This is a genomic window from Bradyrhizobium sp. USDA 4341 (assembly GCF_054063755.1).
In genome coordinates this window covers 5609320-5621919 of record NZ_JBSSGO010000002.1, presented here as the reverse complement: position 1 = coordinate 5621919, position 12600 = coordinate 5609320, and the positions used below count along the sequence as shown (strand labels likewise).

The window sequence follows — 12600 nt, the reverse complement described above, 5'->3', positions numbered from 1 at the left end:
AAAACATTTTTCCTCAACCCGTCATCCGGCCCTGCTGCTCGAGCCAGTCGCAGAACACCGCGCTGTGCGGATCGTTGCTGCGGCCTGCCGGAAAATACGCGAAATAGCTTCGCGCCGGCAGGCTGATCGCGGGGAACGGCGTCACCAGACGCCCGGCCGCGAGATCGTCCGATATCAGCGCAGTCGGGCCCATCGCAACGCCGAGACCATCCAGCGCGGCCTGGATCGTCAGATAGAAATGATCGAAGGTCAGCGAAGCGGCCGGCTCCAGCGCGGATTGCCCGGCCTCGGTCAACCAGTCGCGCCAGAGCCGCGGCATCGACGTGACATGCAGCAGCGTATGCCTGGAGAGATCCGCGATCTCATGCAGCGGCAGTCGTTCAAGCAGCGACGGACTGCACACCGGCAATCTCCGCTCCGACACCAGGAAGCGCGACGAAAAGCCATGAAACGTATCCGGACCGCCGCGGATCACGACGTCGAATGATTCCGGCAACGCGTCCACCGGATCGTTCGACGTGCTCAAGCGCACCTCGATGTCGGGATGCTCGGCACGAAAGCGGCTCATCCGCGGCAGCAGCCAGCGCAGGCTGAAGGTCGCGAGCGCATTGACCCGTAACACCGCGACTGCGGCATCGCCGCGCCGCTCGCGATGCTGCTGCACGGCAGCCGAGATCCGGTCGAGCGCCGGCGCGAATTCCGCCAAGAGCGCCGCGCCCGCCGGTGTCAGCACCACGCGCCGCACCGACCGCCGGAATAGCGACGGCGCGCCCAGCCATTCCTCGAGCAGCCGGATCTGCTGGCTGACGGCGCCATGGGTCACGCTGAGCTCGGCGGCGGCTTCCTTGAAGCTGCCGAGCCGTGCGGCGGCCTCGAAGGCGCGAACCGCATTGAGTGGCGGCAGGCTGCGGCGTGGGACGAACATGACTGCTCAATACCAGATTTTCTAACGCATGATCCGATTATTACTGATTTGTGACAGAAGCCAATCCGGCGCATATTACGCAACAAGCCACTCACATATCATTCTTTTCTGAAGCCCATCTCCAATGTCCCGCTGCTCTATCTTTAGATTTTCTTCCACCGGATGGCGCCGATGAGCGTGTCCGTGGAAGCCGGCACGTCTCGCCCCGACCACGCCCGGGCAACCCGCACACTCACGGTGACCGGGCTCAACCACGCCCTCCATGACGGCTACACCGACCTGATCTACGTACTGCTGCCGGTCTGGCAGGCGGAGTTCGCGCTGAGCTACGGGCTGCTGGCGCTGCTGCGCGGGCTCTACGCCGGCGCCATGGCCGGGCTGCAGATTCCGGTCGGACGCATCGCGGAGCGGATCGACGGCAAGATCATCCTGATTGCGGGCACGGCGCTGTCGGCGCTCGGCTATGTGTTCGCCGGATTGTCCGGCGGCGTCATCGGACTTGGCCTGGCCCTTGCGCTCTCCGGCGCGGGTTCGAGCACGCAGCATCCGATCGCATCGGCGGCAGTGTCGCGCGCCTATGGCCCGGCGGCGCGCGGCCCGCTCGGCATCTACAATTTCAGTGGCGATCTCGGCAAGGCGGCGATCCCGGCGCTGACCTCGATCCTGCTCGTGATCATGTCGTGGCGGCACACGCTGCTCGTGCTCGCCTTTGCCGGTCTGCTTGTCGCGATCTGCATCGCACTCTGGATGCCGTCGGTCGGCAAGGGTGCCGAGCACAAGGCAACCGCCGGGTCGCGCCGCGACGACGCCGGCGGCGGCTTCCACTGGCTGCTCGCGATCGGAATTCTCGACACCGCGGTCAGGATGGGCTTTCTCACCTTCCTGCCGTTCCTGTTGCGCGACAAGGGCGCCTCGCTGCCGACCAACGGCCTCTCGCTGGCGCTGGTCTTCATCGGCGGCGCAGCGGGGAAATTCACCTGCGGCTGGCTCGGCGCGCGCGTCGGCACGTTGCGCACCGTGCTGATCACCGAAGGCGGCACGGCGGCGTTGATCGTTGCGGTGCTGGTATTGCCGCTGGCGCCGGCCATCGTGCTGCTGCCGCTGCTCGGCGTGATGCTCAACGGCACGTCCTCGGTGCTCTATGGCACGGTGCCCGAACTCACGCCGGCGCATCAGACCGAGCGCGCCTTCGCGCTGTTCTATACGGGGACGATTGGATCGGGCGCGATCGCGCCTGTTATCTACGGCCTGCTTGGTGACGCGCTCGGTCCGACGCTGGCGACCGCCGCGACCGCGCTCACGGCGCTGGCGATCTGCCCGCTTGCAGTGGCGCTCGCGCGGCATCTCGCCGACGATACAAAGGCGGCGTGACCATAACGTGCCTAGCCCGAGCTGCTGTCTGCCTTCTCCTTCCGCCTGAAAGGGGGGAGGTCGGGATGGGGGTCAGCCGCGGGCGACGATGCAAGCTGACAGTGCTGATCCCCACCCGCTTTGCTCTGGCGAGCAAAGCGACCTCCCCTCTTCAAGGGGAGGTTGGAGCAATAGCCCCGATTGCGCTTCGCTCCATCCGGGCTACTTAAGCAATGGTGTCACGGAGCATCCCAATGACAAGCACGCACAAGGCCTGGCGGCTGCACGCCCACAATGATCTTCGCTTCGAGGATGTCGCAACGCCCGGGCCCGCGCCCGATGGCGTCGTGGTCCGGGTCGAAGCCGGCATGGTGCTGTCCTATACCAACAAGCTGCTGTCGGGCGCGCTGCCCTACAGCCTGCCGCCGATGCCGTTCGTGCCGGGCACCAACGCGATCGCGCGCGTCGTCGCCACCGGCGAGAACGTCACGCACGTCCGAAGTGGCGACCGCGTGTTCCTGAGCCCGCATCTGCGCGGCGACGTGCCGGATCGCGATCCGCCGCAGATCCTGATCGGCCTCACCGCGACCGTGACGACGCCGGAGGCGCTCGCGCTGCAGGCGCGCTGGCGCGACGGCGTGTTTGCGGAGATCGCGCATTGGCCTGCCGCCTGCGTCACGCCACTTGCCAATCTCGACGACCAGCCGGCGACCGAGCTGATCGGGTTGGCAAAACTGATCGTACCGTTCGGCGGATTGCAGCGCACCGGCCTGCGCGGCGGACAGACCATCATCGTCAACGGCGCGACCGGCTATTTCGGCTCGGGCGGCGTGATGCTCGCGGTCGCGATGGGCGCGGGCCGCGTCGTTGCGGTCGGACGCAAAGAGGCCGCGCTCGAGCAATTGCGCGATGCATTCGGCCCGCGCGTCATTCCAGCTGTCGTCACCGGCGATGCCGCCGCCGATCTTCAGATCATCCGCCGCGCCGCCGGCGGCAGCGCCGATGTCGCGCTCGACCTGCTCGGCGCCGCCAAGAGCACCTCGACGACGCTGTCCGCCCTGCGCGCGCTCCGGCGTGGCGGCCGGATGGTGCTGATGGGCAGCGCCGACGTGCCGCTCGAGCTGTCGTTCCGCGAGATGCTGGCCAACGACTGGGAGGTGGTCGGACAGTTCATGTACGACCGGACGGCGCCGGCCCAGCTCGCCGGCCTTGCCGCCGAAGGCCTGCTGGATCTGCGCAAGATCAATGTCGCGACCTTCAAGCTTGCCGACTTCCGCCGCGCGGTGGACGCCGCCGCGATGATGCAGAGCCTCGACCTCACGGCCGTGGTGCCGTAACCAGAGGCCATGACATCGCAAGAGACCCCGTCCCAAGCGACACCATGGCGCGCCACCGTGCTGACCCTGTTCCCGGACATGTTTCCGGGACCGCTCGGCGTGAGTCTGGCCGGCAAGGCGCTGGCCGCGGGTCTCTGGGCGCTGGAGGCGCGGGACATCCGGGCGTCGGCGACCGACAAGCACCGCAGCGTCGACGACACGCCGGCCGGCGGCGGCCCGGGCATGGTGCTGCGGGCCGATGTGCTGGCGGCGGCGATCGATGCTGCGGGCGCCGCACCTGACCGGCCGCGCCTCTTGATGAGCCCGCGGGGTCGGCCGTTGACCCAGACCCACGTCGCCGAGCTGGCGGCCGGGCCCGGGCCCCTGATCGTCTGCGGCCGCTTCGAGGGCATCGACCAGCGGGTGATCGAGGCGCGGGGGCTCGAGGAGGTCTCGATCGGCGATTATGTGCTGTCCGGCGGCGAAATCGCCGCGATGGCGCTGATCGACGCCTGTGTTCGCCTGTTGCCGGGGGTGATGGGGAAGCTGGCCTCGGGAACCGAGGAGAGCTTCTCCGAAGGACTACTAGAATACCCCCAATACACCCGTCCGCAGGAGTTCGAGGGCCGCCAGATCCCGGAAATCCTGATTTCCGGCGATCACGCCAAGGTCGCGGCCTGGCGGCTGGCCCAGTCCGAGGCCCTGACGGCGGCCCGGCGGCCCGATCTCTGGGCCCGGAAGGCCGGCCAAAAACCCGCTCCGCGAGGGACAAAAAACACGACAGACGGGTGACAAACCCTGCGCTTTGCCTTATAGGCACGGCCTAATCCGCACACGCGCAGGATAGATGGACGTTTGCGCAGCCCGCACAGGCTGGGCGCGCCGCCGATGGAGATTTCGATGAACCTGATTCAGCAGCTCGAAAAAGAGCAGTTCGACAAGCTCGCCGCCACCAAGACCATCCCGGAATTCGGACCCGGCGATACCGTCATCGTCAACGTGAAGGTGGTCGAAGGCGAACGCACCCGCGTGCAGGCCTATGAAGGCGTTTGCATCGGTCGTTCCGGCCATGGCCTCAACGAGAGCTTCACCGTGCGCAAGATCTCGTACGGCGAAGGCGTCGAGCGCGTCTTCCCGGTGATGTCGCCGATGATCGACTCGATCAAGGTCGTGCGTCGCGGCAAGGTGCGTCGCGCCAAGCTCTATTACCTGCGCAGCCTGCGCGGCAAGTCGGCCCGCATCGTCGAGAAGCAGGACCGCCAGACCGCCATCGGCGAGTAACATTTCCCTTCATAGCGTTTTCGAGCGAAGTGGGGACCGGTTCGCGTCAAGAAAACGCGTCAAACGACAACCGGATGTGACCAAAAGCGCGGGGCCTGCCCCGCGCTTTTTCGTTGCGGCATACCTATCTGATGGACAGGCCCGCGCATCGATCGATTGTCGCGGGCGCAAGCCCTGTGATAGAAATTTAGAATGGTTCCGGATCGAGCAAGCCAGCGCTGCCCAAGTCAGACCTGCAAGCGCGTCGTGATCGACGATCGCTCGCGGCTGCCCGGCCGCTTCTTCGGACGCTTTGCGACGTCGGCAACGTCTGAGCTTACGCGCGCAGCGTAACGCTGCCTGGACGCTGTCGCCTGCTCGCGCGCCGAGACGCGCTTAACGCCATTCACCACTGAATTTCTTCTGGAGCTGAAGCTCATGTCCAAACCGACCACGCTGTACGACAAGATCTGGAACGACCATCTGGTCCACGAGGCCGACGACGGCACCTGCCTGCTCTATATCGATCGCCACCTGGTGCACGAGGTGACCTCGCCGCAGGCGTTCGAAGGCCTGCGCGCCGCGGGCCGCAAGGTGCACGCGCCCGAGAAGACGCTCGCCGTCGTCGACCACAACATCCCGACCACCGACCGCTCGAAGCCGAACCCCGATCCGGAAAGCATCGAGCAGATGCGGGTGATGGCGGAGAACGCCAGGGAATTCGGCATCGAATATTACAACGAGTTCGACAAGCGTCAGGGCATCGTCCACGTCATCGGCCCGGAGCAGGGCTTTACGCTGCCCGGCACCACCATCGTCTGCGGTGACAGCCACACCTCGACGCATGGCGCGTTCGGCGCGCTCGCGCACGGCATCGGCACCTCCGAGGTCGAGCACGTGCTGGCGACGCAGACGCTGATCCAGAAGAAGGCCAAGAACATGCGCGCGATCGTCGACGGCAAATTGCCCGACGGCGTGACCGGCAAGGACATCATCCTGGCGATCATCGGCGAGATCGGCACCGCCGGCGGCACCGGCTATGTGCTGGAATATGCCGGCGAGGCGATCCGTGCGCTTTCGATGGAAGGCCGCATGACGGTCTGCAACATGTCGATCGAAGGTGGCGCGCGCGCCGGCCTGGTCGCGCCCGACCAGAAGGCGTTCGACTTCCTGCGCGATCGCCCGAAGGCGCCGAAGGGCGCGGCCTGGGATGCCGCGATGCGCTACTGGGAGACGCTGCGCTCCGACGAGGGCGCGCATTTCGACCACGAGCTGCGGCTGGACGCTGCAAAACTGCCGCCGATCGTCACCTGGGGCACGAGCCCTGAGGACGTCATCTCGGTGACCGGCTTCGTGCCCGATCCCGACAAGATCGCGGATGAGGCGAAGCGGCTCTCCAAGCACCGCGCGCTGAAATATATGGGCCTGACCGCCGGCACCAAGATCACCGACATCAAGCTCGACCGCGTCTTCATCGGCTCCTGCACCAACGGCCGCATCGAAGACCTGCGCGCCGCCGCGAAGATCGCCGAGGGCAAGACCGTCAACGCCAACGTCAACGCGATGATCGTGCCGGGCTCGGGCATCGTGAAGGAGCAGGCGGAAGCCGAAGGCCTCGACAAGATCTTCGTCAAGGCCGGCTTCGAATGGCGCGAGCCGGGTTGCTCGATGTGCCTGGCGATGAACCCGGACAAGCTGAAGCCGGAAGAGCGCTGCGCCTCGACCTCGAACCGCAACTTCGAGGGCCGCCAGGGCTTCAAGGGCCGCACCCATCTGGTGTCGCCCGCGATGGCCGCGGCGGCCGCGATCGCCGGCCACTTCGTCGACGTCCGGGAGTGGCGGTAAGGTAAGCGCGGTTTTCGCCTCAAGCTCGAGCCGTTTCGGAAACGGCTCGTTAACGGGGCGCACGCACACTGGCTCCTTGCGAACACAAGCTTCGTGGGGAGCCGGACGTGGCCGACAAGAGCGAATTCGTCGACATGATCAGTGAGGCGACGCGGCAGAAGCGACGCCGCGCCGCGCCACGCATCATCGATCCGCTTCCTGAGGTGAAGGAAACCTCGCGCCTCAGCCACTGGCCGCCGGAGCGCTGGACGCAATGGCGGATGGAAAACCTGACGCCGTGGAAGATAAAGTCCTGGAAGCTGAAGAACTGGGACTAGCGCGCTCTCCAGGGAGAGTGACCTGAAAAAACGGGCGCCGCTTGGCGCCCGCTGTCATTTCAGCCCTTACCAATAAACCCCGTACGGCCGCCAGTAATGGCGGTGATGCCAATACGGCCGGCAGATCCGGCGCGGTCCGTCATAGGTCCAGACCACCCGGCAACGGCGGTGATGATAATAGGCCGGGTAATAGTAAGACGATCCGTAGAAGTAGCGCCGGTGATGGAAGTGCCGACGGTAGCCGTAGCGGTAACCGCCGCCATAGAAGCGGTGGTAGCCGCCGTAGTGGCGATGGTAGCCGCCATAGCGATAGCTGCCATGGAACGCCGGCGCGGCGCGGAAGCCGCCACTATGGAAGCCGCGGAAACCGCCGCCGTGGAAGCCGCCCCCATGAAATCCGCCACCGTGGAAACCACCGCCATGAAAACCTCCACCGCCGTGCCCGCCGCCACCGCCATGCCGAACCTGGGTCGTCATGGCATCGGCCGCAGACTTTGCCGCAGGCACGGTGCCCGGGCTCGCCAGCGACAGCGCTTCGGCGCGGTGCTGCGAGACGATCGACAATGCGAAGACCGCGGCCGCCGCAACACCAAGGCGGCGCAGCAGTCCGCGCCGCAAAGAGCTCTCCCTCATCTCGGAACCTCCCTGACAACAGCAGTGAAACCACGCTGCATGGCAGCCGGTCTCATTGTGTTCATCGCAGTCGCTCCCGGCAGGACGCTAGAAAGCCCTGAGTGAATGCGCCATGAACGCGCGAAACCGTGCGACGAAAAGTCCGAGCGGGAATATCGGCGGCGATCGCAGCGCGGCCGGCTGCATCACCAGAACGGGCCGAACCCGAAGCCAAAGGTGAACGGCGCCGACACCGCGTACGGATACGGCCGATAGTAGTAAGGCCGCCCGTAATAATAGGAGCCGTACGGCCGGTAATAGGAATAGGGCTGGTAGTACGGCCGATAATAGGGCCGGTAGCCGTGATGATAATGGTGACGATGGTAATGGCGATGATGGCGCTGCGCGCTGAAGTCGGTCGCCTTGCCCGCCTGCCGCTGCTCTGCCGCGGCTCGCGGCGTGGTTGATGCCGCGGCGGTTGCCGATGCCGGCGCCGTCAATGCCAATGCAAAAGCGACCGCGGCAACACCGATCCATTTCATCATGATCAACTCCTGCAGATTGCGATTGATCTCATCTCGGGCGCGCGAATCTGCCGGTTTGATGGCTGAGAACGACAACAGGCCCGTTGCTCACGGGCCTGTGTCTCAACTGCGCTGATACGCCGCGCGATCAGCGGCGCCAGTGGCGACGATGGCCCCAGCCGCGGTGATGTCCGCGACCCCAGCCACGATGCCAGCCATGACCATGACCATAGCGGACCTGCGTGGTCGTCTGGTTCGCGTTGTCCTGAACCGTTGCGGCGGTGCCCGGCGTCGCAAGCGACATCGCGCTCGCGCGCTCGGCCGGCGCCGCCAAAACCAGCACGGCACCGACGGCCGCAAGCCCCAGAACCTTCATCACCTTCATGCGTTTCTCCTTGATCCCTTGATGTCACGTCTTGCAACGACGACTCGAGCTTCTTGCCTTGACGCGTTTTCTTCACGCGAAGAACCTCGCTCGAAAACGCTCTGGCATTCGAATCGACCCCCGTTGCCGCGACGCAGATCGCAAGCAGAGTGCAGGCGACGTGAATGGGATGTGAATGACTGCGCCACGATGGTGAATGCCGCTGGCGCACGCAGGTTCCAACGCAGCCGCGGGAATTTTCGTGTCTGTGCGTAAAACCGGCATAGACAATGGTCGTATCTTGTGAGGAGCCTCTCGCAGGAGATCGCCGATGACACAACAAGGCCCGCGCAGATGGCTGGCGCTCGGCGCGGCAGCGCTCGCTGGTTCCATGGTTTCAGTTGATGTCGCGCTCGCCTCGCAAGGACCGGGCGGCGGCATGGGAACGGCGAGTCAGCTCACGCAAGTGCTGATGGCGCTCGCGGTCTATGGAACGGTGGGAGCGGTCGTCGCGGCTGGACTGATAGGCGCAGCGCGCCGACATTTGCACTAGCTTCCGCGTCGCGCGAAGCCGCTCTAGCCCGGCCGCCAGAAGCAGTTCATGCGCGGCGTGATCACGGTGCCGCTCGGTCGGTGCTCTTGCACATAGGTCGCGGTGCAATCGCGCACGGCGTTCGGACCGGGATTGTAGCGCGGGATGACATCCGGTTCCCAATGATCGGGCCGCGACCGGTAGATCGGCACCCGCCTGAGCCGGCGGTGCTCGACGACCCGCTCGCGCACGGCCGGCGCCGTCTCACCGATGCGCGCTTCGGCCGCCGCGCTCTGTGCCCGCGCCTCTCCCGCCGGAAGCGAAAGCCCGACTGCTACCGCCAACAGCGTTGCCGCCACGATCCGTTTCATCACGCCACCCAAGCCCCGTTCTTGAGCCTCAATCTTGGGCCGCACGGTCTCCCATTGCACCGCCAAGGTCAACTGCGCTGGCGCCGGCTGAGCCACTCGCGCTAAAGGAGTGTCATGTGGACCACAGAAAAAGCTCCCTCGCTCGCCGAGATGGAGGCCGTGGCGCACGAGATCTTCGAGCGCCTGCCTCCGACGTTCCGGGCCCTCTGCGAGGGCCTGATCATCCGTGTCGACGACTTCCCGACCGACGAGGTGCTCGATGAGATGCAGGCCGAGAGCGAGTTCGACCTGCTCGGCCTGTTTCACGGCATCGGCCTGCCGCAGCAGAGCCATGGCGACGTGGCCCGGCTGCCCAACCTGGTCTGGCTCTACCGGCGGCCGATCCTGGACTACTGGGCGGAGCACGACGAGACCCTCGGCCACATCGTCCGCCACGTGCTGATCCATGAGATTGGGCATCATTTCGGCCTCTCCGACGCCGATATGGAGGCGATTGAGGCCGATGCGGGGTAAAGCGTTTTCGAGCGAAGTGGACCCCGGTTCGCGTGAAGAAAACGCGTCAAAACAAGGAAGCTGGAGCCCCCGTTGCCGATCCAATCGGAACGAGGGCTCCAGCTTTGCAGAAATGGCCCTTTTACCGCTGTCACATTCGCGATAAACATCCGGCCCCTATCCCCTATTTTTGCCCGGGAAGAGCACCGATGGACAAGTTCACCACGCTGGAAGGCGTCGCGGCACCGCTGAAGATCATCAATGTCGACACCGACATGATTATTCCGAAGCAGTACCTCAAGACCATCAAGCGCACCGGCCTTGGCAAGGGGCTTTTCTCCGAGCAGCGCTACAAGGATGACGGCAGCGAGAACCCCGATTTCGTCCTCAACCAGTCCGCCTATCGCAACGCGAAGGTGCTGGTCGCCGGCGACAATTTCGGCTGCGGCTCGAGCCGCGAGCACGCGCCCTGGGCGCTGCTCGACTTCGGCATCCGCTGCGTGATCTCGACCTCGTTCGGCGACATCTTCTACAACAACTGTTTCAAGAACGGCATCCTGCCGATCCGCGTGTCGCAGGAGGACCTCGACAAGCTGTTCGACGATGCCGAGCGCGGCGCCAATGCGACGCTGACCATCGATCTCCCCAACCAGGAGATCCGCGGCCCCGACGGCGGCACGGTGAAGTTCGAGATCGATGCGTTCCGCAAGCACTGCCTGATCAACGGCCTCGACGACATCGGCCTGACGATGGAGAAGAAGTCGTCGATCGACACCTACGAGGCCAAGCTCAAGGAGCGCGCCTGGGCTTGAGGCGCAGCCAATCATCACGCCCCGGTGCCTTCAGGCGCCGGGGCTTTTCTTTGCGAGATTGTCTTCTCACGAACCTGCTGATGGCTGACGCGCATGCTGCCTGACATCGTCACCTTCTGGCACGGCTCGATGGATGCGCTGCGCCGGACCTGTCTGCGCTCGCAGATGGCGGCCGGGCACAAGGTCACCGTCTACAGTTTCGATCCAATTCCCGGCCTGCCCGATGGCATCGGCAATGCCGAGGCCGAAGCGGTGCTGCCGCATTCATTCTCGGAGAGACTGCGTCCGGCCGAGCGCGACGGGTCGTGGCGCGACTGGACCATCCTGCAATTCAGCGACTTCTTCCGCATGCGGCTGATGACGCAGCGCGCCGGGCTCTGGCTCGACGCCGATGTGCTGCTGCTGAAGCCGGTCGTGATCGATCCGGCAAACCCCTATTTCGCCTGGGAACGACCGCGGCAGCTCGGCAATTCCGTGCTGTACCTGCCGCCTGACGATCCGATCGTCCACGCATTCGAAGCGCTGATGAAACAGGACGAGCTCACCCCGGACTGGCTGGCGCTGCGTCACCGCCTGACCTTTGCGATGCGCCGGCTGCGCGGCAAGTCGAACCGCCTTGCCGATATCAGAGTCGCGATCTACGGCCCGGCGGCACTGACCGCGCTCGCGCGCCGCGAAGGCGAGTTGCAGTACGCACTGCCGAAGCGCTCGTTCTACGCGGTGCATGCCGAGCCAAGACTGTTCTTCGAACCGTCGGATTTTTCGCGCTACCTTGATGATCCCGAAATCATCGGCCTGCACATCTCGCCAAAGGGACGCGGCAAGGAGGCGCCGATCCCGGGCAGCCTCTATGCCTGGGCGACCGAGAGGTTTGGGCGGACTTGAGCCGATTTGATCTGCCGCAAGGTCAGGCTGCGTAGAAGGTCTCATATGGGACAGCCACTTTATGTTGGAGGCACCCATGACCACCGAAGCTCGGATGTACCCTGTCGTCGAGTATCTGATCGACGTGTTCGGCGACTGGCTGAAGCACCGGCGGGAGCTTGGCGAGCTGCGCGAACTGGACGATGCGAGTTTCAAGCAGATCGCAAGCGACCTGCGGGTCAGCCCTGACGACCTCACGGCGTTGGTGCGCAAAGGGCCGCACAGCGCCGACGAATTGCCCAAGCTGCTCATGGCAATCGGAATCGATCAAGAGAAGCTGGCACGCACCGAGTACTTGGTGCTGCGCGACATGGAACGGGTCTGCAGCTTGTGCAATCACAAGCGACAGTGCGACCATGATCTCGCCGCCGGCACGTCCAGCGCGCACTATCATCAATACTGCCTGAACGCCGCGACGATCGATGCGCTGGATGAGGCTGCAGGTCGCAAGCCGGCGTCGTGATGGTGCGTCGATGCTGAATCAGCACCTCGTCTGGCGCCGTGCATTGCCGATCGTCGTGATCGCGATGGCTGCGCTCTTTCTGCTACGCCTGCATCAGGCCAATGGCGCGGGGCAGCCTTCAGAGAGCATTACTGCCGGGCACCGGCTGGCAGAGGCATGGTGCATGGAATGCCACGTCGTCGGCCCGATTGCCACGGGCGTGAAGAAAGTGCCGCCGGACTTCATCGCCATCGCCAACCGGCCCTCCACCACCACGCTTTGGCTGAAGGTGTTCCTGAAGACGAGCCACCCGACAATGCCGAACATCATTGTCGGGCCGAGCGAGGCCGACGATCTCGCGAATTACATTATGAGCCTGAAGCGCGACTAAAGCGCGATGCGATCAGGTTGAATCGTCATCGCGCTCTAGCTTCTTGTTTGCGCATGGTCTTTTCGGACAACCGCTTCGCACCTTTCCGGATCATGCTTTAGCGCGCATGTCACGACCGATGAT

17 protein-coding genes are annotated in these 12600 nt (G+C 64.9%); 12 read left to right on the top strand and 5 right to left on the bottom strand.

Annotated elements, in window-relative coordinates; genetic code table 11:
• Nucleotides 1-13: 13 nt before the first annotated feature.
• The gene (gene gcvA / locus ACVIGB_RS32820) at nucleotides 14-925 is read right to left on the bottom strand and encodes a transcriptional regulator GcvA (protein WP_456719541.1); all 912 of its coding nucleotides are present in this window, start codon (nucleotides 923-925) and stop codon (nucleotides 14-16) included.
• A 171-nt stretch (nucleotides 926-1096) separates the two neighbouring features.
• Between gcvA and ACVIGB_RS32815 the strand changes: the two genes are divergently transcribed.
• From ACVIGB_RS32815 to ACVIGB_RS32790, 6 genes are all read left to right on the top strand, one after another.
• The gene (locus ACVIGB_RS32815; protein WP_456719542.1) at nucleotides 1097-2296 is read left to right on the top strand and encodes an MFS transporter; all 1200 of its coding nucleotides are present in this window, start codon (nucleotides 1097-1099) and stop codon (nucleotides 2294-2296) included.
• A 233-nt stretch (nucleotides 2297-2529) separates the two neighbouring features.
• Entirely contained in the window at nucleotides 2530-3612 is a 1083-nt protein-coding gene (locus ACVIGB_RS32810; protein WP_456719543.1) for a zinc-binding dehydrogenase, read from the top strand.
• Between the two features lie 9 nt (nucleotides 3613-3621).
• The gene (gene trmD / locus ACVIGB_RS32805) at nucleotides 3622-4383 is read left to right on the top strand and encodes a tRNA (guanosine(37)-N1)-methyltransferase TrmD (RefSeq protein WP_456719544.1); all 762 of its coding nucleotides are present in this window, start codon (nucleotides 3622-3624) and stop codon (nucleotides 4381-4383) included.
• A 108-nt stretch (nucleotides 4384-4491) separates the two neighbouring features.
• Nucleotides 4492-4872, top strand: coding sequence for a 50S ribosomal protein L19 (rplS, locus tag ACVIGB_RS32800; protein ID WP_456719545.1), 381 nt, complete (start codon nucleotides 4492-4494; stop codon nucleotides 4870-4872).
• Between the two features lie 417 nt (nucleotides 4873-5289).
• Nucleotides 5290-6696 (top strand): 3-isopropylmalate dehydratase large subunit, encoded by a 1407-nt coding sequence (gene leuC, locus ACVIGB_RS32795; RefSeq protein WP_456719546.1) that lies wholly within the window; start codon nucleotides 5290-5292, stop codon nucleotides 6694-6696.
• 107 nt (nucleotides 6697-6803) lie between these two features.
• Nucleotides 6804-7013, top strand: a complete 210-nt coding sequence (locus tag ACVIGB_RS32790; RefSeq protein WP_092121493.1) for a hypothetical protein — start codon at nucleotides 6804-6806, stop codon at nucleotides 7011-7013.
• A 66-nt stretch (nucleotides 7014-7079) separates the two neighbouring features.
• Here ACVIGB_RS32790 and ACVIGB_RS32785 read toward each other — a convergent pair whose 3' ends face one another.
• The 3 genes from ACVIGB_RS32785 to ACVIGB_RS32775 all read right to left on the bottom strand — a co-directional run bounded on the left by ACVIGB_RS32785 (nucleotide 7080) and on the right by ACVIGB_RS32775 (nucleotide 8534).
• On the bottom strand, nucleotides 7080-7646 hold the full coding sequence (locus tag ACVIGB_RS32785) for a hypothetical protein (RefSeq protein ID WP_456719547.1): 567 nt from the start codon (nucleotides 7644-7646) through the stop codon (nucleotides 7080-7082).
• Between the two features lie 185 nt (nucleotides 7647-7831).
• A complete protein-coding gene (locus ACVIGB_RS32780; RefSeq protein ID WP_456719548.1) occupies nucleotides 7832-8170 on the bottom strand; it encodes a hypothetical protein in 339 nt (112 codons plus the stop codon).
• Nucleotides 8171-8297: 127 nt separating this feature from the next.
• Nucleotides 8298-8534, bottom strand: coding sequence for a hypothetical protein (locus ACVIGB_RS32775; RefSeq protein WP_456719549.1), 237 nt, complete (start codon nucleotides 8532-8534; stop codon nucleotides 8298-8300).
• 310 nt (nucleotides 8535-8844) lie between these two features.
• Between ACVIGB_RS32775 and ACVIGB_RS32770 the strand changes: the two genes are divergently transcribed.
• Nucleotides 8845-9066 carry a hypothetical protein gene (locus ACVIGB_RS32770; protein ID WP_456719550.1) on the top strand — a complete coding sequence of 74 codons (222 nt, stop codon included), beginning with the start codon at nucleotides 8845-8847 and terminating at the stop codon, nucleotides 9064-9066.
• Between the two features lie 23 nt (nucleotides 9067-9089).
• Here the strand turns inward: ACVIGB_RS32770 and ACVIGB_RS32765 are convergent, their stop codons facing one another.
• A complete protein-coding gene (locus ACVIGB_RS32765; RefSeq protein ID WP_456719551.1) occupies nucleotides 9090-9416 on the bottom strand; it encodes a hypothetical protein in 327 nt (108 codons plus the stop codon).
• Nucleotides 9417-9530: 114 nt separating this feature from the next.
• Between ACVIGB_RS32765 and ACVIGB_RS32760 the strand changes: the two genes are divergently transcribed.
• From ACVIGB_RS32760 to ACVIGB_RS32740, 5 genes are all read left to right on the top strand, one after another.
• Nucleotides 9531-9929 (top strand): metallopeptidase family protein, encoded by a 399-nt coding sequence (locus tag ACVIGB_RS32760; RefSeq protein WP_092121477.1) that lies wholly within the window; start codon nucleotides 9531-9533, stop codon nucleotides 9927-9929.
• Nucleotides 9930-10117: 188 nt separating this feature from the next.
• Nucleotides 10118-10720, top strand: coding sequence for a 3-isopropylmalate dehydratase small subunit (gene leuD / locus ACVIGB_RS32755; protein WP_092121464.1), 603 nt, complete (start codon nucleotides 10118-10120; stop codon nucleotides 10718-10720).
• Nucleotides 10721-10813: 93 nt separating this feature from the next.
• A complete protein-coding gene (locus ACVIGB_RS32750; protein WP_456719552.1) occupies nucleotides 10814-11605 on the top strand; it encodes a hypothetical protein in 792 nt (263 codons plus the stop codon).
• Between the two features lie 76 nt (nucleotides 11606-11681).
• Nucleotides 11682-12107 (top strand): hypothetical protein, encoded by a 426-nt coding sequence (locus tag ACVIGB_RS32745; RefSeq protein ID WP_456719553.1) that lies wholly within the window; start codon nucleotides 11682-11684, stop codon nucleotides 12105-12107.
• Nucleotides 12076-12477 (top strand): c-type cytochrome, encoded by a 402-nt coding sequence (locus ACVIGB_RS32740; protein ID WP_456719554.1) that lies wholly within the window; start codon nucleotides 12076-12078, stop codon nucleotides 12475-12477. The genes ACVIGB_RS32745 and ACVIGB_RS32740 overlap by 32 nt, the downstream gene beginning before the upstream one ends.
• Nucleotides 12478-12600 lie beyond the last annotated feature (123 nt).